This is a genomic window from Mycobacterium sp. SM1, assembly GCF_018361265.1.
Taxonomy (GTDB): Bacteria; Actinomycetota; Actinomycetes; order Mycobacteriales; family Mycobacteriaceae; genus Mycobacterium.
The window spans coordinates 952,120-973,505 of the sequence record NZ_JAFLNH010000001.1 but is presented as its reverse complement, the minus strand read 5'-3'; the positions used below and the strand labels follow the sequence as shown (position 1 = coordinate 973,505).

Here is a 21,386-nt window from a genome sequence, read left to right as displayed (position 1 = left end):
CGCCGGGAGTGGCCCGGTGGCAGGACGTGCAGCCACGCGTGAGACCGAACCGTTACAAACGTAGTTGGTCGTTGTTGGCCAACTGTGCCGGGGTAACGGTTGCCCGGCCCGGATCACCGCGTACGTTCCGGCAAGGTGGGCGAGATTCGGTTCCTCGCGTCCTTGGTCGGTGGCGGCTACCGGTGGTCACCTGTCGGCTGTCGGGCCCTGCCTGGTTGGTAGCTCTCACCACATGATCCTCTGGTCGCTGTGGTGTCACACCTTCCCGCCGCCGGGCTGAAAAGCCTTGGGCGCGACGCCCGATCACGGTGGCTGCTGCCTGGTGTCGGGTGACGTTGGGGTAGGGGCGCTGCCAGTGTTGGGCGCCCCAAATGCTGCTGTAAGCCGGGTTGACTGCCAGCAGTTGGATGCCGGCGGCCGCGGCCATACCGGTCAGCCGGGTACGGAAGACCGCGGTCGGGATGCGTGATATCACGGTGCGGCGGAACCGTTTCCCGGCCGCGCCGCGGCCCATAGTTTCCCGCCCGCTCATCCTGGCGTCGGCGAAGTCGAGGTCCTCCACCGCGATCGTCGCAACACCGTGGCGGCGCGTGTACTTGATCAGCGCGGTGATGGCGTGGCGGACCTGGGCGTCACGCCGCGACGCCGACCCGGTGAGGTCGATGTCGATCCGCCTGGGCGCACCCACGGGGTTGCCGTGGGCGTCCAGCCGGCGCACCGCCAGGTGCCCATCGTTGAGATCCACTCCCACCACCGACCCGATGGCGTAGACGCCGTCGCCGACTGCGCAATTGTCGCGGCCTACCCAGTACGGCACAGACGGGATCGCCCACGCCGCGGTTAGATACACCCCAGCCCTGCCGGGTTTGCGGCTGATCGCGTAGGACACCGAGTTAGCGCCGATGATCCGCTGGACCCATTCACCGCCGCGGTGCGCGAACACCGCACCGCCGGAGAGGACGTAACGGCCTCGTGGGGCGTTCGCGAAGTGTTCCAACGGTTTCGGCAACCGAATACTGACCTGCCCGGCCGGGGTCACTGTGATCGTGAGATTCCCGAACGGTTCATCGGGCGAGCCGTTCGCCCTGATTCGCCACCGGGATGCCTGCCAACGCCGGCGCCACTGCGCTTCGGTCAGACCGGCCTTGTCGAGGTGATGGCGCGTAGCAGCCAGGCGTTTACCGCCCTCCACCACATGCGCCACACCGGCGGCCTGATCCCGTTGCACCCGGGCCAGCTCGCCCCGTAGATGCCGCAGCCGACGTTGCTTCTGGAAACGTTCAGCTTGGTTGGCATACCCTCTGGCGGCCTTGGCTTTTCGGCGGGCCTTACGCTCAGCGACGGACAGCATGTCCGCGGTCGGCGCCGCTAGACCTTAAATAAGCGAGTCGCTGCCAGCGGATTGCAGGATTGTGCGGGAGTTCGATTTGGTTTGGCGGTCGGGCGGTGTCTGGGGCGTCGATGACTGTTTTCGGATGGGTGAGCGGTCGTCGATTGGCTGGATTATTGCTTCTGCGTGGGTTGTTCGGGTGTGAGGGCATGCGGGGACGCCGCCAGGTGCGCTGGTTTGGGCAACGGAGACAGGGCTGGCGTGCTGTGGGGTGCGGCAGGGCCGTAGGCGAGTGGCGGGTGTGGGTGTCAGCCGAAGCGAGTGCGCTCAATGGTGTTGTAGGCGCTGAAGAATCGGTCCAGGCTGGGGTGGTAGCCGATGATCCGGACGGTAATGGCACGGGCGCGGCGGATGATCATGGCGGGGATGAGGATCACCTGGGTGCAAAAGCGGCGGAACTCCATGTTGATCCAGTCGCGCCGGTCGGCCTTGTGGTGCAGCATCATCGCAAACCAGGACTTGATGTTCCAGGCCAGGGCGGCGATGACCATGTGGGCCCAGTTGGAGACCAGGTCATAAAGGGGCACCCGCAGCGCGTTGACACCGTTTTTCAGCTGCTCGATGACGTTTTCCTGGTCGCAGCGGTCGTTGGCGCAGGCCACGACCTGCGCGGGGGTCAGATCGGTGCGGGTGGTGATGTAGAAGAAGTAGCGGACCTCGTCGATGAGCGCCTGCTCACCGCGGGTCTTGCTGATGTTCTTGCGCAGCGCGATCACCCGGTAGGGTCGGCCACACTTGCCGGGCTGGTAGGTGAACTCGGCGACATCCTCGCCGTTGAGTTCAAGGTTGACATAGCCGCGTTCGGCGACGATGCGCCGCTTGTGGTTGGGCTCGCGCCGGCGCTGCTGCCCGCTGCGCGGCGGCGCGGCTGCGGGCCGCTGCAGCGGTGTCCAGCAGGCCTCGGCCAGCGCCTCGGCGCGCGAGCGCAGCGCGGCACTGGCGTCCATGGCGAACACGAAGTCGACCTGCTTGGCCCATCGGTCGAAGTGCGCGGTCAACGAGAAGTCGGTGTCCCCGCGCAAACACACCCGTGCGGCGTGCGGGGTGACCAGCTCGATGGCCTTGTCGATCCACTGCGCCGCCCCGGCGTGGCTGGGCGCGTTGCCGGGCCGGTTGACCAGGTAGAGCACTTCCTTGGTGTTGGCCAGCGACACGATCAGCGGCGCGTAGCCCCAGATGCCCTTGTAGGACATGTCCATCCCGGCCTTGTGTTGGCCGTAGGTGGGTGCGATGGTGCCGTCCACGTCAAGGTAGGCGATCGGGCCCAGCAGCTCAGCGCCCCGGCCCGCCCACAGCTGCGGGCGCACCGCGTTGATGGCCTCCATCAACGTGGCCACGTCGGCCTCGCTGAACCGGCGGCAGAAATCGCCGGCCGTGGTCGGATCCGGGATCAGCTGCGCGCCCAAAGCGTTCATGTAGGCGCTGTCGTGGCGCAGCCGCTCGATGTCTTCAAGGCGGGTGCCGCCACAGGCCACGTTGTAGGCCAAGTTCAACACATGGTCGGATTCGTGATAGGGCAGGTGCACCTTCAACAACTGCAGATCCTCGTCGATCCGCTCGACCAGCCCCAGCTTGGTCACCAGCCGGTGCACCGCGGCGATCCCCCCGAAGGCGGTGGCGTCGATGTTGGCGCCAACCTCGTAGCGCACCGGACCCGAGTTCAGCATCGGCTTGGGCCGCGCGCCCCAACGCCCCGCCCGCGCGTGCCGCGCCGCCACCCGACGCCGCCGCCGCGCAATGTTTCGCCGACTCTGCTCATGCGGTATCTTCTTCACCACAAAGGCCTTTCTTGCTGGGCTGCGTTGATGTCGCAAACCCAGTCAGGGTAAGGCCTTTGCCCTATCCACCCCAGCCGACACGCTTACTGAGGGGCTAGACGCGCCTCGATGGTGGCGATCGGCGCCCGTAACCCCGCCACATGGCGGTACTGGGCATCGCGGGCCCGGCGGACCCGATCATCATTAGCGGCGATGATCGCATTAGCCCACCGCGCCGACGACGCCGCAGTCAACCCTTTCTTGCGGGCATTCATCCACTCCAGCAGAACAGTTCGTGCTGCGGTAACCAACCCACGAATATCAGACTTGACACCCGCGTCGACAACCTCGACACGCTCGCCAACCCGGGTCGGATCGGTCAACGGAAGCGGACACCGCGACGACGGTTGTGGTGTCCGCTTCCCCCTGCCTATTGACAAAACGGATTACATATCAAAGCGTGTCGTCTGGGCGTGGACGGTCGTGGTCGATGAGGCGTTGCGGGCGCACGGTCCGCGGTGGTGAGCGCCGTGCGGGCCGGCGCGGTAGCAACGGGATGCGCTCGGCGATGTTGCTCAGGGGGTTGACCACCATGGTCAGCGAGATGACGGCCTCTTGCAGGGTGGCGATCGCCGGCTCCAGCGCTTCCATCCCGGGCGCCAGCCGGCTCAAGGTGTCGGCGACGTCGGCGAGCTGTTCGAGCGGCCCGTTTTTCGCCGTCAGCTTGTCGATCAAGCCGCCGTCGGCGAGCAACCGTTCGGCGAGCCCGTTCTCGCCGACAAGCCGCTCGATCAGCCCCTCCTCGGCCAGCAGCTGATCCGCCAGTCCGCCGGGCTGGAGAGCGCGCTGTAGCGCACCGCCCTCCTCGGTCAGACGGTCGAGCAGACCGCCCGGTGCGGTCAACAGGTCGATCACACCTCCGGGGCGCAGCAACCGGTCCACCGGCCCATCGGGCGCGAGGGCGCGTCCCAGTGGAGCGTCATGGTCCAGCAGCCGCGCCACCTGATGTGCGCGCGCGATCGCGTCGTCGATCCCCAGCATGTGAGCCATCGCGTTCGGGCCATCCGGTGTGCCGGTCGGGCCTAACGCGCGTCGTGCCAGGCCAACCGCCGAAGCCGCAGCGGTCAAGCCTGCGTCCGCGGCGGCGAGACCTATCCGCGCCGGGGTGCTCGCGACCGCCAGCAGGCTTTTGCCCAGGGTCATCACCCGAGTGTATGCGCGGCCGCCCCCATCGGCGCCGGCCGGTGGGAACGCGCCGGGCAAGCGGCAACGTCCGGGTTTACCACGTCCGGGTTTAAGGGTCGGGCTGCGGATCCGGGGTCGCGCCGGACAGCTGCGCGGCGGTGAGCTCGGCGAGCGCCGCCTTGATCTTCGCCTGGGCCTCGTCGAGTGATTGTGGTGACGGGTTGCGGTCGACGTTGGCGAAGCCGAAGTCGGTTAGGTTGCGGGCCGGGAATACGTGGATGTGCAGATGGGGCACCTCCAGCCCGGCGATGATCACCCCGGCCCGAGCGGTGTGAAATGCCCGGCACACCGCCTTCCCGATCAGCTGCGCCACCGCCATGACGCGGCCGAGCGTCGCGCTGTCGACGTCTTGCCAGTGGTCGATCTCGGCGCGCGGCACCACCAGGGTGTGGCCCTGCGTCATCGGCTCGATCGTCAGGAATGCCACGACCTCGTCATCTTCGTAGACGAATCGGGCGGGCAGCTCGCGGTTGATGATCCTGGTGAAGACGGTGGCCATGCGCCTGAGCATGATGGCCCGCCGCGGCGCGCGTCAAGCTCACCGGCCGGGGCGGTGTCCCGACCGGCGATAAGGTGACGGGTGTGCGCGTCCTGGTGATCGGCTCAGGTGCCCGTGAGCATGCGCTGCTGCTGGCTTTGCGCAAGGATCCTCAAGTCGAGGCGCTGGCCGTCGCCCCGGGCAACGCCGGTACTGCTTTGATCGCCGAGCAGCACAACGTCGACATCGCCTCCGGTGAAGCCGTTGCCGCCCTTGCTCGTCGGGTCGCCGCCGACCTGGTGGTCATCGGTCCGGAGATGCCGCTGGTGCTCGGGGTCGCCGACGCCGTACGCGATGCCGGCATCGCCTGCTTCGGGCCGTCGCGGGACGCGGCGCGCATCGAAGGCTCCAAGGCGTTCGCCAAGGAGGTGATGGCCGCGGCCGGGGTGCGCACCGCCGCCAGTGAGATCGTCGACAACCCTGCGCATTTGGACGCGGCGCTGGACCGGTTCGGGGTGGCCGCCGGTGATCCGGCGTGGGTGGTCAAAGACGACCGGCTGGCCTCCGGCAAGGGCGTGGTGGTGACGCCCGAACGCGATGTCGCGCGCGGCCATGCCGTCGCGCTGCTGGAGGCCGGCCACCCCGTGCTGTTGGAGGCCTACCTCGACGGGCCCGAGGTTTCGCTGTTCTGCGTCGTGGACGGCACTACCGTGGTTCCGCTGCTGGCCGCGCAGGACTTCAAGCGGGTCGGCGACGGCGACACCGGACCCAACACCGGCGGAATGGGCGCTTACGCCCCGGTGCCGTGGCTACCGGCCGAACTCCGCCACGAGATTGTCAGCGAGATCGTCGAACCGGTCACCGCTGAGCTTGCTCGGCGCGGCAGCCCGTTCTGCGGTCTGCTGTACGCCGGGCTCGCGATCACCAAAAACGGGCCCGCGGTGCTCGAATTCAACTGCCGCTTCGGCGATCCGGAGACTCAGTCGGTGCTGGCCCTGCTGGACTCACCGCTCGGCCAGCTGCTGTATGCGGCGGCCACCGGCACGCTGGCGGGCTTGGGCGAACTGCGCTGGCGTGATGGCGCCGCCGTGACGGTGGTGCTGGCGGCGGAAAACTATCCCGGACGGCCACGGGTCGGTGATGTGATCGTCGGCTGGGAGACCGCTGGGGTGCTGCACGCCGGCACCGCCCGCCGCGACGATGGCGCGATCGTGTCGTCGGGTGGGCGGGTGTTGTCGGTGGTGGGTACCGGCCCCGACCTGGCCGCTGCCCGCGCTGACGCCTACCAGAAGCTGAGTTCAATCCGGTTGCCGGGCAGCCATTTTCGTAGAGACATCGCTCTAGCCGCCGCGGAAGGCAAGATCCACGTGTAGCCGGCTCTAGCCGGCGGCGGGCTCGCCCTGGCGCTTGGCGGTCGCTGTGCTTGTTGTGGCCGCCATAATGAGTCAACCTGTGGCCGTTGCCGTTGAGTGTGTTTGAGTTGCACGCTCATGCGGCGTCCCCTTGCGGGGTTTGGGTTTTGGCCTCTCCGCATCCGGCCCCGCGTGGGCGGGGTCTTACGGATGCTCCGCCGGCACCGGATGTTCCGGTGTCCGCGCCATGGCCTGTGCCAACCGATGCGGTTGGCCCGGGTACCGGTGGGGCCGTGGTCCCGACTGGACCACAACTGGCGTGATCCGGCCAGTCACGGAGATTAAGCGCGGCGTTGCGATCACGGTCGACGACGTCGCCGGTGCGCGGACACACCAGCAGCTTGTCGATGCGCCCTTTGCCGATCAGCCGGCACGCGGCGCTGTGGGGTTGGGCGCAGCCGTGATGGATCTGGCTGGATGGGAACCAGCGATCCGCCACCGTGAGCACCGCGCCGTGGCGGGCGGTTTTGTAGGCCAGCATTGGCCTGATCGAACCCATCGCCGCATCGCAGACGGCGCGCCGGTAGGCGCGTCGTCCCATGCTGCGTTTCATGGCGGCCACGTCGAGGTCTTCGATCACGATGTGGCCATAGCCGCCGGCCAGCTCGGTGGTGAGCCGATGGGCGGCTTGCCGCCGCAGGTGCACGCACCGGCGATCCAGCCGGGTCAGCTTGGCTTTCGCTGCCCGGTGGCCGCGCGATCCGGCAATGCGGCGGGAAAGTTCACGCCCGGCCCGCCGCCGCGCCGCCAGGGTGGCTTTCAGCGGGACCGGATTTGGGTATTCGATGATCGACTCCTCACCGGTGGCGGTGTCGAGGGTGGCGACGGTGGCCAAAGCGCGCACCCCGAGGTCGATGCCGGCGACCACGGTCGGCGAGGCCACCGTGGTCGCGGTGGCCGGTGTGCGCAGCGCGTAGCCGATCGAGACGAACAACCGGCCCCAACGCTGCGACAGCGTCACGTTCAGAATGCGGGCCCGCCCGGAAGCGACATGCCGTTGCACCCGGCGGGTGTTCTCCTTGGATCGCAGCGGCCCGATCACCGGCACGGTGATGGTGCGCCGATCGTCCTCGACTCGCATGGTTCCGGTGGTGAAACGTACTCTGCCGGCGTCGCGGCGCGCGGATTTGAGACGCGGAAAGCCCACACGGCGACCTCGCCGTGTGCCGTTGCGGCTGGCCGACCAGTTCTGCAGCGCCCGCGCCAGATCGGCCAGCCCTGAGGAGTAGGCCTCTTTGGAATTCTCAGCCCACCACGGCGCGACCATGTCTTTGGCGCGGTTCCACGCCCACCGCAGCGAACCCAGGTCCCAGCCCACCGGCTCATGGCCTGGATCGGCAGCTTTGGCGTCCAGGTCGGCTTTCACTTGGGCCAGGCCCCAGTTGAACGCCTTGCGCCGCGCGCCGAAATGCGAGCGCACCAACCCGCCCGATCCGGCTCGGCGGGCCATTCGACCTCGAACTTGGCCGCTGTCACCGTCCACCCGGTGGGCAACGGCGCACCGGGCGAACCCGTCTGGGCGCAGCCCTCGGCGTCGCCGTCATACAGGTCGAACAACACCGACACCGACTCCACCGCCGCCCGGTGCGCCTGAAAGTCTGCGCCGATATCGACATACCGGGACCACGTCGGCGTCCCATCGGGTTTCGGCTTGCCCGCCAGATGCGCCCCGCCGGTGGCCGCGGCCACCTTCGCGGCCTGCGCCCGGGTGCGCATCCCGACGATCATGCCGCCCGGCCCGGTCCCTGTTTAGCGGCCGTCAGCGCGCGCATCGCCCGGTTCCGTGCCCCGCGCCGCCCATACAGCCGGGCGCACATCGACGTGAGGACCTCGATCATGTCGCGCACCAGATCATCGGTCGTCTCCCCGGGATCGGCCACCACGATCCGCCGCCCCTGCGCAGCCAACGCCGCCTCCAGATGCTCCACCCCGAAGCGGGCCAACCGGTCGCGATGCTCCACAACAATGACCTTCGCATCCGGGTCCGACAAGATCCGGTGCAGCTTCGGGCGTTTGCCGTTCAGCCCCGACCCGACCTCGGTAACGACCTGCCCCACCGTCAGATCCCGCTCGGTCGCCCACGCCGTCAACCGGGCCACCTGGCGATCCAAATCGGCGCGCTGATCATGGCTGGACACCCGGGCATAGATCACCACACTGTCCGCCGCGCCCCCGCCGGCCGGCGTCGCGCGCACCAGAATCAGCCGGCCCACCCGCTCCGCGGGCACCGGCAGCGTTCCCTCCCGAAACCAGCGATAAGCCGTATGCCGGTTCACCCCAACCGATTCGGCCCAATCCGCCAGATTCACAACACCAATTCAAACACACTTACGCACACTTAACTACACTCAACACGCAACAGTTCGCAACCCTTGACCCGGCCCGCCGGCCCGCCGGGTGGGGCACCACCCCGTCACGCCCCGGGGGAGCGCCACACCCCGGGAGAGATCACGAGGATCAGAAGGCCGCGGCCTGCCCGTCGCGGCGGGGGTCGCTCACGGCGAGATAGCCGTCATCGAGCCGCCAGATCGCCTGGCAGCTGCCGAACTGGTAGCCGTCCGCGGTGATCAGCTCGTGCCCGCGCCGACGCAGCTCTTCGCGCGTTGGCTCCGAAAACCCGGGCTCCGAGCTGACCTGCATGCCCTGGGCCCACCGGAACCGGGGGCCATCGCAGGCGGCCTGGGGGTTTTGGCCATGGTCGACGATGCGCACCATCACCTGCACGTGTCCCTGCGGCTGCATCGTTCCGCCCATCACCCCGAAACTCATCACCGGTGTGCCGTCCTTGGTGACAAAACCCGGCATGATCGTGTGGTACGGACGCTTTGCGGGTCCGACTTGGTTCGGATGTCCCGGTGTGGCAAGGAAATTCGCTCCACGGTTGTGCAGCGCGATACCGGTGCCGGGCACCACCACACCGGAGCCGAAGCCCAGGTAGTTGGACTGGATCATCGACACCATCACCCCTGAGGCGTCGGCGGCGGCCAGATACACGGTGCCGCCGCCCGGGGCTTCGGCCGGCCCCGGCCGTGCCCGCGTCGGGTCGATCAGCGCCGCGCGGCCCGTCAGGTACTCCGTGTCGAGGAGGCGCGCCGGGCGTAGCGGCATGTGATCGATGTCGGCGAGGCGGGGCCGCGCTGCGGCGAACGCCAGCTTCACCGCCTCGATCTGCAGGTGCACGCTGTCGGCGGAATCCACCGGCAGCGACACCAGGTCGAAGTGCTCGAGGATGCCCAGGGCGATCAGGGCGACGATCCCCTGGCCATTGGGCGGGATCTCGTGGATGGTGTAGCCGCGGTAGCCGATGCTGATGGTGTCGACCCAGTCGGGGCGATGGGCGGCCAGGTCGCTGGCCCGCATCGCGCCACCGTGGGCACGCGCATGCGCCTCCAATCGGGCCGCCAGTTCCCCGCGGTAGAACGCTTCGCCGTTGGTCGCGGCGATCTTCTCCAGCGTGGCCGCGTGGTCGGCGAGGGTGACGAGCTGGCCGGGTTTCGGCGCGCGGCCGCCGGGCAGGAACGTCTCGGCGAACCCCGGCTGGCACCGCAACAGCGGCGCCTGGGCCGCCCACTGCGCCGCGACCGTCGGTGAAACCGGAAAGCCGTTCCGGGCGTAGGCGATTGCGGGCTCGAAAAGCCGTGGGAACGGGAGCTTGCCGAACTTGGCGTGCAGTTCGGCCCAGGCCGACACCGCGCCGGGCACGGTGACCGAATTCCAGCCCAGCGTGGGAACACCGTTGCCGCGGAAGTACTCGGGGGTCCACGCCGCCGGCGAGCGGCCGGAAGCGTTGAGCCCGTGCAGCCGCGTGCCATCCCAGACGATGGCGAAGGCGTCCGAGCCGATACCGTTGGACACCGGTTCCACCACCGTGAGGGTGATCGCCGCGGCGATGGCCGCGTCGACCGCGCTGCCGCCGTCGGCCAGCATGGCCAAGCCCGCTTGGGCGGCGAGCGGTTGCGACGTGCACACCACGTTTCGACCCAGCACCGGTTTCCGCGGCCAGGCGTAGGGAAAGTCCCAGGCAAAAGGCGCGGTCACCGCCGGAATCCCTCGGCCACCGCGCGCCGGTCGACGGAACCCTTCGCCGTATGCGGCAGCTCGTTGGTCAGCCGAATGGTCGCGGGCACCTCGAAGGCCGCCAGCCGCTCCCGGCAGAACGCGGCCAGCGCGGCGGGGCTCGGCGAGGCGGACGGAGTCGGCACGATCAGCGCCGCGACGATTTCCCCGTAGACCGGATCCGGGACGCCGAACACCGCCGCCTCGGCGACGTCCGGGTGGCCGGCCAGCACGGCCTCGACGCGCTCCGGTGATATTTTCTCGCCGCCGCGGTTGATCAGCTCCTTGATGCGCCCGCGCAGCGTCAGCTCACCGCCCGCCGACAGCGATCCCAGGTCCCCGGTGCGCAGCCATCCGTCGGTGAACGTGCGCGCCGTCGCGGCGGCGTCGCCGAGGTAGCCGCGCACCACCGTAGGGCCGCGCAACCAGACCTCGCCGACGGTGTCGGGCGGGCACGGTGTGCCGTCGTCCCCGACGATCCGGATTTCGGGTCCGGTCGAGCGGCCGACAAGGCCGGCCGCCGGGATCTCCCGGGCGTCTTTCGTGCTTGACACCTGGTGGGTGGCCTCGGTCATGCCGTAGGCGCTGAGCACCGGGGCCCCGAACACGGCGCGCAACGCTCGCGCGGTCTCCGGATTCAGCGCTGCGCTGCAACTGCGGATAAACCGCAGCCGGGTGGCGCGCGGCGCCGGCGCGGCGTGCAGCAAAATGTGGTGGATCGTCGGTACCGCGGTGAACCAGGTGGCGCGCACGGCCTGGAGGTCATCGGCGAACGTGTGCGCGGAAAACCGCCCGTGGGCGGGAAGCAGCACCGTGCCGGCCGAGGCCAGGGTCGCCAGCAGCGCGGCGATCAAGCCGTGGCCGTGAAACAGCGGCATCACCGCGACGGTGGCGTCCCGCGGACCGAGTCGGTAGGTGGCGATAACACTGCGCACCGCGCGGGCGATGTTGTCGTGCGTCCAAGGCACCATCTTCGGCACCCCGGTTGTCCCCCCGGTGAACATGATCAGGGCGTCATCGGGCAGCAGTCCCTCGGGCGCCGCGGTCGAGGGGCGCGGGGCGGCCGCGGCGTTTAGCCGGACACGGGTGGCGCTCGCGGCGGCGGTCACCGAGATCGGCCAGCACGGGAACGGCGGCTGGGCGGTTTCGCCGGCCTGGTCGGCCTCGATCAAGACCACCCGCGCTCCGGCCGCCGTGATCCTGGCGTTTTGATCGGCTACGGGCAGCGCCGGATCCAGCGGGACTACCACCAACCCCGCGCGGGACGCGGCAAGTAATCCGGCGACAAACTCGGGGCCGCCGCGCGTCCGCAACCCCACCCGGTCACCGGGCAGCAAGCCGTCACGGGTGAGCCGAGCGGCCAAGTCGTCGCTCAGCCGCAGCAGGTCGCGGTAGCTGATGGGAACACGCTGGTCGCTGACCACGAGCGCAGGCGCCTGCGGCTGCCGGTGTGCCGCTGCGGCGACCAGCTCGGCGATGGGGGGGCTCGAATCCTCGGCGGTGAATGTCATCGTTGCCAGGCTAGACGGAAAAGCCGGGGGCGCCGGTATGAGACTGGAGGGCATGAGCAGCCTATCGGCGACCCCATCCGGGCCCGGGGAGCTGACCGACGGTTTCCACCTGCTGGTCGACGCCCTCAAGCTCAACGGGGTCAACACCATCTACGGGTTGGTCGGCATCCCGATCACCGACCTGGCCCGGCTGGCGCAGGCGTCGGGAATCCGCTTCATCGGTTTTCGGCATGAGACCTCCGCGGGCAATGCCGCCGCCGCCGCGGGGTTTTTGACCCGGCGGCCCGGCGTGTGCCTGACGGTGTCCGCGCCCGGCTTCCTCAACGGTCTGGTGGCGCTGGCGAACGCCACCGCGAACTGCTTCCCGATGATTCAGATCTCGGGATCCGGCGATCGGGCGCTGGTCGACCTGCAACGCGGCGACTACGAGGAACTCGACCAGCTGGGCGCTGCCCGGCCGTTCGCGAAAGCGGCGTACCGAATCACCCGGGCGGCGGACATCGGGCGTGGTGTCGCGCGCGCCATCCGCACCGCGGTGTCCGGGCGGCCGGGCGGCGTCTACCTCGACGTCCCCGGTGCCGTGCTCGCCGAAGCGATCGACGCCGCCACCGCCGCCGGGACGCTATGGCGGGTGGTCGATCCCGCTCCGCGCCAACTGCCGGCGCCCGAGGCGGTCGAGAGCGCCCTGAAGCTGCTGGCGCAGGCCCGCCGGCCACTGGTCGTGCTCGGTAAGGGCGCGGCATATGCTCAGGCCGACGACGTGATTCGCCAGTTTGTGGAGACCGCCGGGGTTCCCTACCTGCCGATGTCGATGGCCAAGGGGCTACTGCCGGATTCCCATCCGCAGTCCGTCGCGGCCGCGCGCTCGCTGGCCCTAGCCCGCGCGGACGTGGTCATGCTGGTCGGTGCCCGGCTGAATTGGCTGCTGGGCCATGGCGACCCGCCGCGATGGTCCGCCGGCGTCAAATTCATCCAGGTCGACATCGAGGCGTCCGAGTTCGACAGCAATCAACCGATCGCGGCCCCGCTGGCCGGCGATGTCGGCTCGGTGATGGTGGCGCTGCTCGACGGCCTGCGGGACCATCCGATCGTGGTGCCGCAGGCCTGGACTCGCGAGCTCGCCGAGCGGCGGGCCCGCAACGACGCGGCGATGCGCGAGCGGCTGGACGAGGATGCCCACCCGATGCGCTTCTACGGCGCGCTGCGCGCGGTTCGCGACGTGCTGGAGCGGCACCCTCGGGTCTACGTGGTCAATGAGGGCGCCAACGCGTTGGATGTCGCCCGCAACGTCCTCGACATGCAGATGGCGCGGCACCGGCTCGACGCCGGGACCTGGGGCGTGATGGGTATCGGCATGGGCTACGCGATCGCCGCCGCCGTCGAGACCGGCGCTCCGGTGGTGGCGATCGTGGGGGATAGCGCATTCGGCTTTAGCGCCATGGACTTCGAGACCATCTGCCGCTACCGGCTGCCGGTCGCCGTCGTCATCCTCAACAACGGCGGCATTTACCGCGGCGATGAGCCCACCATCTCGGGCACGGACCCGGCACCCACCGTCCTGAGCGCCCACGCGCGACACGAGCTAATCGCAGAAGCCTTCGGCGGCAAGGGTTATCACGTTACCACCCCGGCTGGGCTGCGCTCCGCGCTCACCGACGCGCTGGCCTGCGGCGACCCGGCGATCGTCGACTGCGAACTGGACCCCGCCGCCGGCCAGGAAAGCGGCCACCTGACCACCCTCAACCCGAGGAGCGCGGCCACACCCGCGCCGAAGAATCCAGACCCCGGTTCTGGGTGAGGTCCGGGCGGGTGCTAAGCGGTCAGCAGCGGTGCCATCCACGTCAGCTCGGCCGGCAGTTGTGCGCTCCAATACGCGGGGTTATGCCCGCCGGCGGAAAAACCGCCCGCCGGCGGGTGCGGCAACTGGGTGACGAACTGGCGGGTCGCGGCATAGAAAGGGTCGCTGGTGCCGCAGTCCACCCGGATCGGGATCGACGCCAGGGCGGGCAGCCCGAACACCGAATTCGCCGCCCAGTCGTCGGCACCGTCGAACGCCCCGGGCGCGGCCGCGGCGGGGGAGAGCCACAGCGCCGGACTGACCGCGCAGATCGCCGCGGTCCGGTCCGCTCCCAGCCGACCGCCGAGCAGCAACGCGCCGTAGCCGCCCATCGACCAGCCCAAAAACGCTACCCGGGAGGTGTCCAGGCCCTGCGTGCCCAGCAGCGGGATGAGCTCCTCGAGCACCATGGCGCCGGAGTCCTCGCCGGAAGCCCTTTTGTGCCAGTAACTTCCGCCGCCGTCCACGGCGACCACCGCGAACGGCGGCAGGCCGGCGTCAACGGCTTGTGCCAGGCCGTGCTCGACGCCGCCCGCCATCACCGACGCCGCGTCGGAGCCCTTGCCGTGCAGGGCGATCACCGGCCGCAGGGCCCTCGTTTGACCCGGCGGGCGGGCGATCGCCCAATTCGTCACGACTCCCCCGCGTGCCGCCGACACGAACGAGCCGGTCGCCATCGTCGGCGCAGCCGCCGGCGCCAGCGGCGTGGCCGGTGCCAGGGGAACCTGGGCGGCCGTCATCGACCCCGGCGCGGCCAGCGAGCGCCGGGGGGTCAGCAGCAGGCCGAGCGTCTGGGCGCCGAGCGCACCCGCGGCCATGCCGGCGCCAAGCCGCAGCAGCGCACGGCGGGTCAACTCGGGCATGCCGGTCATCATGCCAGAGGCGTTTAACCCGGAGGGGTTTAACTGAAAGCGCAATGCGGCACCGGGCGGACTGGCAGCATGGGGAGGCGTGACGGCAGCGGTTACTCCCAAGGGAGAACGCCGACGGTACGCGCTGGTGAGTGCCGCCGCCGAGCTGCTGCGCGAGGGCGGGTTGGATGCGGTGCGGCACCGGGCGGTCGCCCGCAGGGCCGGCTTGCCGCTGGCTTCAACCACGTACTATTTCTCGTCGCTGGACGACCTCATCACCAGGGCGGTCGAGCATATCGGGATGTTGGAGGTTGCGCAGCTGCGGGCCCGGGTCGCGGGCCTGTCCCGGCGCCGCCGCAGCGCCGAGAGGACCGTCGATGTCCTAGTTGACCTGCTCGTCGGTGACGGGCCGGCCTCGCAGCTCACCGAGCAGCTGATCTGCCGTTACGAGCGTTACATCGCGTGCGTGCGCCTCCCCGCCTTACGCGACATTCAGCAGCGGACCCTGCGCCAGCGTGCCGATGCCGTCGCCGAGGCTCTTGAGCGATCAGGGCGTTCCGCGCAACTGGGCCTGGTCGCGGCACTGATCTCCGCTGCCGACGGCGCGGTGGTCTCCGCGCTGGTCGACGACCGGCGAGACCCGCGCGCCGCGGTGCGGGCGACGCTGCTGGGCATCGTCGATGTGCTCGCGCCCCCGGCCGGAGACCTGTGAGTCGTTGACTGCCGCGGGTGATCTTGCCCGGGTGCTGTTGGCCGGCGGCCGGGCGCGCGCCCGCTGCGGCGCACCACGGCGAGGTGGCGGTGGAAGCGAGGGGGTGACGACGTAGCCCGTGGTGAGATCGCCGTAGATGGTCACATCCTTCGGGCGGTGCTGGCGGTAGCGCGCGAGGTATGCGCACAGCACGGCGTCGACGGGATCTTCGGCCGCATCCAGCTGCGCCGGGCGGGTCGCCGCGGCGACCTTGTTGCGCAGCTCGACCCAGGCGGTGTTGTGGTGTACGCACAGTCGGGGAGTCGCCTCACCAAGCCCCTCGATCAGCCTCATCAAGCGCAGCATCTCGCGTCGGCGAGTGCGAAAGGCGCCGCGCTTGTATTTCAGCGTGCGATCCAGGCCGAAAAGCACCACGGTCGCCGGATGCGGATACACCTCGATGGCTCGTCGCATCGCCCGGGAATCGGGATCCAGGTCGAGGCCGAGCGCGCCGGCCAGCCTGGCCGCCCGCGGCGTCCCGGCGAACTCGGGCCGCCCGGTGTAGACCGGGCGCGCGGCCGCTTCGAACCGGCGGAAGTCACGGTTGAGCGCCTGGTCGCAGGGCCGGTGCCCGGTGGCGTTGGTCACCACCAACGGCGCATCGAAGGCGGCCAGGCATTCCCCGCCCAGGTATGCCGACAGCGCTTCCTCGATGCTCGCGTCGTCGCGCGCCGCGCCGGCGTGCAGCAGTCGGCCGTCCTCGTCGACCACCGCGACACCGCTCTGATTGATTTCTCCCCACGCGAGGTCGACCCCCAGGAAGTACATTGCCCTAGCTTGCCGCACCGCGACCGTAAGCTGACTCGGTGTGAGCATCCCCGATGTGCTGGCCGAGCGCTACGCCAGCGCCGAGATGACGGCGATCTGGTCGCCACGGGCCAAGGTCGTCGCGGAGCGGCGGCTGTGGCTGGCGGTGCTGCGGGCGCAGGCGGAACTTGGTGTCGACGTCGCGCCGGGCGCGATCGCCGACTACGAGCGGGTGCTCGAAGACGTTGATTTGGCTGCCATCGCGGCGCGTGAACGGGTGCTGCGCCACGACGTCAAGGCCCGCATCGAGGAGTTCAACGCGCTGGCCGGCCACCAGGACATTCACCGGGGGATGACCAGCCGTGATGTGACCGAAAATGTCGAGCAACTGCAGATCCGCCGATCGTTGGAGCTGGTGTTCTCCCACGGCGTCGCGGTGGCGGCCCGGCTGGCCGAGCGGGCGGTCGCCTACCGCGACCTGGTGATGGTCGGGCGCAGTCACAACGTCGCTGCGCAGGCCACCACGTTGGGTAAAAGGTTCGCCTCCGCCGCGCAGGAGACGCTGATCGCGTTGAAGCGGCTGCGGGAGCTGATCGACCACTACCCGCTGCGCGGCATCAAGGGCCCGATGGGCACCGCGCAGGACATGCTGGACCTACTCGGCGGCGACCCGGCAAAGCTGGCGGCCCTCGAGCGACGTGTTGCCGACTTTCTCGGATTCCCAACGGTATTGAGCAGTGTCGGGCAGGTCTACCCGCGTTCGCTGGACCACGAGGTGGTCTCCGCGCTGGTGCAGATGGGCGCGGGGCCATCCTCGCTGGCGCACACCATCCGCTTGATGGCCGGACACGAGCTGGTCACCGAGGGCTTCGCGTCGGGGCAGGTCGGGTCCTCGGCGATGCCGCACAAGATGAACACCCGCAGTTGTGAACGGGTCAACGGCCTGCAGGTGGTGCTGCGCGGGTACGCCTCGATGGTGGCCGAGCTCGCCGGGGCCCAGTGGAACGAGGGGGACGTGTTCTGCTCGGTGGTGCGGCGGGTGGCGCTGCCGGACAGCTTCTTTGCCGTCGACGGGCAGATCGAGACCTTTTTGACCGTGCTCGACGAGTTCGGCGCCTACCCGGCGGTGATCGCCCGCGAACTGGACCGCTATCTACCGTTTTTGGCCACCACCAAGGTGCTGATCGCCGCGGTGCGCGCCGGGATGGGCCGGGAAGCGGCGCACCAGGTGATCCAAGAACACGCGGTGGCGGCCGCGTTGGCGATGCGCGAGCACGCCGGCGAGCCCGACCTGATGAGCCGGCTGGCCGCCGATCCGCGGCTGCCGCTGGACCGGGCGGCGCTGAACGCCGCGCTGGCCGACCAGCAGGCGTTCACCGGCGCCGCCGGCGACCAAGTCGACCAAGTGGTCGCCGCGGTGGACGCCCTGGTCGCCCGCTACCCGGATGCGGCGAAGTACGCGCCGCAAACGATCCTCTAGCTCTGGCGTGATGGCCGGGGCTCGATTTCGGGGACTCGCGCCGACACCCGACGTGTTCGCCGCGGTGATGGCCACCGGTGTCTTGTCGATCGCCGCCCGCGTTCACCACTACACGCGAATCAGCGGCGCACTCGATGCTCTGGCCATCCTCGCCCTCGTAGCCCTCGTCGCGTTGGCGGTCGCTACCGCCGTCGCCGAATGTCGTCTTGCCGTCTGGGATCTCACGGATCCGGATGTCACGCTGCGGCTGTTCACCTTCGTCGCCGCATGGCTTCCGGCTGGTTGTCCGGCCCTATGCGCGCGGCCACCGTGGTGACCTGGACTTTGGCCACCGTGTGGATACCGCCGCTGATCTATTTCGGTCTGCACCGCATCAGCCGGCGGTCCGAGGTGCTGAGGTTCGCCGGGGTGTGGTGGGCGCTGGTGTTTCCGCTCGGCATGTACTCGGCGGCGACCCATGCCATGGCGACCGAACTGGGTTTACGGTCGCTGCGAACGGTTTCGCTGGTGTTCTTCTGGAACGCCCTGGCGGCGTGGCTGATCGTGGTCGTCGCCGGGCTGCTGCGGTTACGGCGAGCGCTAAGGCACTGAATGGGCGTTCAGGCCTTGATGGGCCGTTGTTGGGCCTTGTTGGGCCGGCGGTGTGGCTGCGGGGTGGCCACAGAGCCACCCGATACGCTGACCCGGTGCGCCCGGCGTTGTCCGACTACCAGCATCTGGCCAGCGGCAAGGTCCGCGAGCTGTACCGCATCGACGACGAGCACCTGCTGTTCGTGGCGACCGACCGGATCTCGGCGTTCGACTACGTGCTCGACAGCACCATCCCGGACAAGGGCCGCGTTTTAACCGCGATGAGCGTGTTCTTCTTCAACCTCGTTGAAGTCCCCAACCACCTGGCCGGGCCGCCCGACGACCCGCGGATCCCCGATGAGGTGCTCGGGCGCGCGCTGGTGGTGCGACAGCTTCAGATGCTCCCGGTGGAGTGTGTGGCGCGCGGCTATTTGACCGGATCGGGGCTACTGGATTACCAGCGGACCGGTCAAGTCTGCGGTATCCGCTTGCCGCCGGGCCTGGTCGAGGCCAGCAGGCTTCCCTCGCCGCTGTTCACCCCGGCGACCAAAGCGGCGCCGGGACGACACGACGAGAACATTCCGTTCGCGCGGCTGATCGAGATGGTCGGGGCGGTGCGCGCCAACCAATTGCGGGACCGTACCCTGCAGATCTATGCGCGGGCCGCTGACCACGCATTGACGAAAGGAATCATCATCGCCGACACCAAATTCGAATTCGGTCTCGACTCCCATGGCACTCTGGTGCTGGCCGACGAGATCTTCACCCCCGACTCGTCACGATACTGGTCCGCCCGGCGGTATCGGGCCGGCGTCGTTCAGGACAGCTTCGATAAGCAGTTCGTCCGCAACTGGCTCATGAGCGCCGAGTCGGGCTGGGACCGAACCGGCTCAGCGCCTCCACCCCCGCTTCCGGATCATGTCATCGCGGCCACCCGGAAGCGCTACCTCGAGGCCTACGAGCGGATTTCCGGCCGGAGTTTCGACGACTGGATCGGCCCCGGCGCATGATGGGCGCCCCCCCTGTCGCCAAGCGGGTCGAAAGCCGGCGTGAGTTCCACGGCGATGTTCTCATCGACCCCTACGAATGGCTGCGCGACAAATCCGACCCCGACGTCATCAGCTACCTAAAAGCTGAAAACGACTACGCCGAGCAGATGACCGCCCACTTGGAGCCGTTGCGGCAGCGAATCTTCGATGAAATCAAGACACGCACCAAGGAAACCGACTTGTCGGTGCCGACCCGACGGGGCGGATGGTGGTACTACACACGTACTTTCGAGGGAAAGCAGTACGGTGTGCAATGCCGGTGCCCGGTGGCAGGTCCAGACGATTGGCAACCTCCGCAATTCGATGAGGACACCGAGATACCTGGGGAGCAGGTCATGCTCGACGAGAATGACGAAGCCCAGGGGCATGAGTTTTTCACCTTGGGAGCGGCCAGCGTCAGCCCCGACGGCAACATCCTGGCCTACTCGGTCGATGTCGTCGGCGATGAGAGATATACGCTGCGCTTCAAGGACTTACGTACGGGGGAGCGGTACCCAGACGAGATTGTGGGCATCGGGCCCGGTGTCACCTGGGCAACCGACAACCGCACCGTGTACTACGTCACCTTAGACGCGGCGTGGCGTCCCGACACCGTGTGGCGATATCGGCTCGGCTCCGGTGAGCCGGCCGAGGATGTGTATCACGAGCGCGATGAACGGTTTTGGCTCGCGGTGGGCCGGACCCGCAGCGACTCCTACGTGCTGATCGTCTCGGGATCGGCCGTCACCTCCGAGGTGCGTTACGCGGATGCCTCCGACCCGCACGGCACATTCACCGTCGTGCTGCCACGACGGGAGGGCGTCGAATACTCGGTGGAGCACGCGGTCGTTAGTGGTGAGGATCGGTTTTTACTGCTGCACAACGATAATGCGATTAACTTCACCCTGGCGGAGGCTCCGGTGAGCGATCCGGCTAGGCAGCGCACCCTGATTGCTCACCGTGATGATGTACGGCTGGACGGAGTGGATGCTTTCGCCGATCACCTGGTGGTCAGCTACCGGCGTGAGGCGTTGCCCCGTCTGCAAGTGTGGCCTATCGCTCCCGACGGGAGCTACGGACAGCCCGAGGAGATCGCCTTTGACTCTGAGCTGATGTCGGTCGGCCTGGGGCCCAACCCCATCTGGGATTCACCGAAACTGCGCATTGGCGCAACCTCATTTGTGACCCCAATGCAGGTCTATGACATCGATCTTCGCACCGGTGAGCGCACGTTGCTTCGTGAGCAGCCGGTGCTGGGCGGCTTCCGGCGCGAGGACTACACCGAGCGGCGGGAGTGGGCCCGCGCCAAGGACGGCACTCGGATTCCGGTGTCGATCGTGCACCGTACGGGTATCGCCTTCCCCGCTCCAACCCTGCTGTATGGCTACGGTGCTTACGAGATCTGCGAGGACCCGCGGTTCTCCATCGCGCGGCTTTCACTGCTGGATCGCGGGATGGTGTTCGCCGTCGCCCATGTCCGTGGCGGCGGCGAGATGGGTCGGCTGTGGTACGAGCACGGCAAGTTGCTCGAGAAAAAGAACAGTTTCACCGACTTCATCGCCGTGGCGAAGCACCTGGTGAGCACGGGGCTGACCCGGCCGCAAAACCTGGTGGCCATGGGCGGCAGCGCCGGTGGGCTTTTGGTGGGCGCGGTGGCCAACATGGCACCGGAGCTGTTCGCCGGAATCCTGGCGCAGGTGCCATTCGTCGATCCGCTGACCACCATCTTGGACCCCTCGTTGCCGTTGACGGTCACCGAATGGGAGGAATGGGGAAACCCGTTGAGCGACAGCGATGTCTACTTCTACATGAAGTCGTATTCACCGTATGAGAACATCACCTCCCAAGCCTATCCGCCGATCCTGGCAATGACGTCGCTGCACGACACCAGGGTGCACTATGTGGAGCCCGCGAAGTGGGTCGCGGCGCTGCGGCACGCCAAGACCGACGACAACCCGGTGCTGTTGAAAACCCAGATGAGCGCCGGGCATGGCGGGGTCAGTGGCCGCTACGAGCGCTGGAAGGAAACGGCCTTCCAATACGCCTGGCTGCTAGCCGCCGCCGATCGCGACCACTACGGCAGCGGCCAGGAAGACGACCTCTATAGCCGTGCGCAGGGGTAGCCGCGTCGTCATCCCGCGTCGTCATCGACTTCGGCGGGTTGGGCATGCGGGCCGCGTAGACGTTGACGGGGAACATCGCCAGCATCAGCAGCAGTAGGCAGATGGCCGCCACGACCCGGGTGGCGGGCAGCAGCAGACCTCCATCGTGAT

The 21,386-nt window shown here is 68.6% G+C and carries 15 protein-coding genes and 4 pseudogenes; 7 read left to right on the top strand and 12 right to left on the bottom strand.

Features of this window, described 5'->3' with window-relative positions; all coding sequences use genetic code 11:
- Positions 1-52: 52 nt before the first annotated feature.
- From MSM1_RS04510 to MSM1_RS04490, 5 genes are all read right to left on the bottom strand, one after another.
- Complete coding sequence (locus MSM1_RS04510) at positions 53-1,351, bottom strand: hypothetical protein (RefSeq protein ID WP_213440396.1); 1,299 nt, start codon at positions 1,349-1,351, stop codon at positions 53-55.
- A 287-nt stretch (positions 1,352-1,638) separates the two neighbouring features.
- The gene (locus MSM1_RS04505) at positions 1,639-3,165 is read right to left on the bottom strand and encodes an IS1380 family transposase (RefSeq protein ID WP_374101691.1); all 1,527 of its coding nucleotides are present in this window, start codon (positions 3,163-3,165) and stop codon (positions 1,639-1,641) included.
- A gap of 86 nt (positions 3,166-3,251) precedes the next feature.
- A complete protein-coding gene (locus tag MSM1_RS04500) occupies positions 3,252-3,530 on the bottom strand; it encodes a hypothetical protein (RefSeq protein WP_213440395.1) in 279 nt (92 codons plus the stop codon).
- A gap of 70 nt (positions 3,531-3,600) precedes the next feature.
- Positions 3,601-4,350, bottom strand: a complete 750-nt coding sequence (locus tag MSM1_RS04495; RefSeq protein ID WP_213440394.1) for a hypothetical protein — start codon at positions 4,348-4,350, stop codon at positions 3,601-3,603.
- A gap of 91 nt (positions 4,351-4,441) precedes the next feature.
- On the bottom strand, positions 4,442-4,891 hold the full coding sequence (locus MSM1_RS04490) for an HIT family protein (protein WP_213440392.1): 450 nt from the start codon (positions 4,889-4,891) through the stop codon (positions 4,442-4,444).
- A gap of 83 nt (positions 4,892-4,974) precedes the next feature.
- Here MSM1_RS04490 and purD point away from each other — a divergent pair, with 83 nt between their 5' ends.
- On the top strand, positions 4,975-6,243 hold the full coding sequence (purD, locus tag MSM1_RS04485; protein ID WP_213440390.1) for a phosphoribosylamine--glycine ligase: 1,269 nt from the start codon (positions 4,975-4,977) through the stop codon (positions 6,241-6,243).
- A gap of 115 nt (positions 6,244-6,358) precedes the next feature.
- Here purD and tnpB read toward each other — a convergent pair.
- From tnpB to MSM1_RS04465, 4 genes and pseudogenes are all read right to left on the bottom strand, one after another.
- A pseudogene (gene tnpB / locus MSM1_RS04480) lies at positions 6,359-8,010 on the bottom strand (IS607 family element RNA-guided endonuclease TnpB).
- Positions 8,007-8,591 (bottom strand): IS607 family transposase, encoded by a 585-nt coding sequence (locus MSM1_RS04475; RefSeq protein WP_213440388.1) that lies wholly within the window; start codon positions 8,589-8,591, stop codon positions 8,007-8,009. The pseudogene tnpB and the gene MSM1_RS04475 overlap by 4 nt, the downstream one beginning before the upstream one ends.
- 148 nt (positions 8,592-8,739) lie before the next feature.
- Positions 8,740-10,320, bottom strand: a complete 1,581-nt coding sequence (locus MSM1_RS04470; protein ID WP_213440386.1) for a gamma-glutamyltransferase family protein — start codon at positions 10,318-10,320, stop codon at positions 8,740-8,742.
- Positions 10,317-11,849: a FadD7 family fatty acid--CoA ligase gene (locus MSM1_RS04465; RefSeq protein ID WP_213440384.1), complete on the bottom strand. Its 1,533-nt coding sequence runs from the start codon at positions 11,847-11,849 to the stop codon at positions 10,317-10,319. Before MSM1_RS04465 ends, MSM1_RS04470 begins: the two co-directional genes overlap by 4 nt.
- A 52-nt stretch (positions 11,850-11,901) precedes the next feature.
- Here MSM1_RS04465 and oxc point away from each other — a divergent pair, with 52 nt between their 5' ends.
- On the top strand, positions 11,902-13,647 hold the full coding sequence (gene oxc / locus MSM1_RS04460) for an oxalyl-CoA decarboxylase (protein ID WP_213440382.1): 1,746 nt from the start codon (positions 11,902-11,904) through the stop codon (positions 13,645-13,647).
- A gap of 14 nt (positions 13,648-13,661) precedes the next feature.
- On the opposite strand, the gene MSM1_RS04455 is transcribed toward oxc, so the two are convergent.
- Complete coding sequence (locus tag MSM1_RS04455) at positions 13,662-14,561, bottom strand: alpha/beta hydrolase-fold protein (protein WP_213440380.1); 900 nt, start codon at positions 14,559-14,561, stop codon at positions 13,662-13,664.
- Between the two features lie 58 nt (positions 14,562-14,619).
- Here MSM1_RS04455 and MSM1_RS04450 point away from each other — a divergent pair, with 58 nt between their 5' ends.
- Positions 14,620-15,249 carry a TetR/AcrR family transcriptional regulator gene (locus tag MSM1_RS04450; protein WP_236055354.1) on the top strand — a complete coding sequence of 210 codons (630 nt, stop codon included), beginning with the start codon at positions 14,620-14,622 and terminating at the stop codon, positions 15,247-15,249.
- 222 nt (positions 15,250-15,471) lie between these two features.
- Here the strand turns inward: MSM1_RS04450 and MSM1_RS04445 are convergent.
- A pseudogene (locus MSM1_RS04445) lies at positions 15,472-16,056 on the bottom strand (DUF429 domain-containing protein); the annotation flags it as partial.
- A 40-nt stretch (positions 16,057-16,096) separates the two neighbouring features.
- On the opposite strand from MSM1_RS04445, the gene purB reads away from it, so the two are divergent.
- From purB to MSM1_RS04425, 4 genes and pseudogenes are all read left to right on the top strand, one after another.
- Positions 16,097-17,515, top strand: coding sequence for an adenylosuccinate lyase (purB, locus tag MSM1_RS04440; protein WP_213440376.1), 1,419 nt, complete (start codon positions 16,097-16,099; stop codon positions 17,513-17,515).
- A 10-nt stretch (positions 17,516-17,525) separates the two neighbouring features.
- A pseudogene (locus MSM1_RS04435) lies at positions 17,526-18,106 on the top strand (hypothetical protein).
- A 95-nt stretch (positions 18,107-18,201) separates the two neighbouring features.
- A complete protein-coding gene (locus MSM1_RS04430) occupies positions 18,202-19,095 on the top strand; it encodes a phosphoribosylaminoimidazolesuccinocarboxamide synthase (protein ID WP_213440374.1) in 894 nt (297 codons plus the stop codon).
- The gene (locus MSM1_RS04425; RefSeq protein ID WP_213440372.1) at positions 19,092-21,236 is read left to right on the top strand and encodes a S9 family peptidase; all 2,145 of its coding nucleotides are present in this window, start codon (positions 19,092-19,094) and stop codon (positions 21,234-21,236) included. The genes MSM1_RS04430 and MSM1_RS04425 overlap by 4 nt, the downstream gene beginning before the upstream one ends.
- Here the strand turns inward: MSM1_RS04425 and MSM1_RS21515 are convergent.
- Positions 21,165-21,378: pseudogene (locus MSM1_RS21515) on the bottom strand (hypothetical protein); the annotation flags it as partial. The gene MSM1_RS04425 and the pseudogene MSM1_RS21515 sit on opposite strands and share 72 nt — an antisense overlap.
- Between the last annotated feature and the right edge of the window lie 8 nt (positions 21,379-21,386).

Excerpts from the sequence above, each read along its gene's own strand:
- MSM1_RS04510 (WP_213440396.1), bottom strand. The coding sequence starts at position 1,351 with ATGCTGTCCGTCGCTGAGCGTAAGGCCCGCCGAAAAGCCAAGGCCGCC.
- MSM1_RS04495 (WP_213440394.1), bottom strand. The coding sequence starts at position 4,350 with ATGACCCTGGGCAAAAGCCTGCTGGCGGTCGCGAGCACCCCGGCGCGG.
- MSM1_RS04490 (WP_213440392.1), bottom strand. The coding sequence starts at position 4,891 with ATGGCCACCGTCTTCACCAGGATCATCAACCGCGAGCTGCCCGCCCGA.
- MSM1_RS04465 (WP_213440384.1), bottom strand. The coding sequence starts at position 11,849 with ATGACATTCACCGCCGAGGATTCGAGCCCCCCCATCGCCGAGCTGGTC.
- oxc (WP_213440382.1), top strand. The coding sequence starts at position 11,902 with ATGAGCAGCCTATCGGCGACCCCATCCGGGCCCGGGGAGCTGACCGAC.
- MSM1_RS04455 (WP_213440380.1), bottom strand. The coding sequence starts at position 14,561 with ATGATGACCGGCATGCCCGAGTTGACCCGCCGTGCGCTGCTGCGGCTT.
- MSM1_RS04425 (WP_213440372.1), top strand. The coding sequence starts at position 19,092 with ATGATGGGCGCCCCCCCTGTCGCCAAGCGGGTCGAAAGCCGGCGTGAG.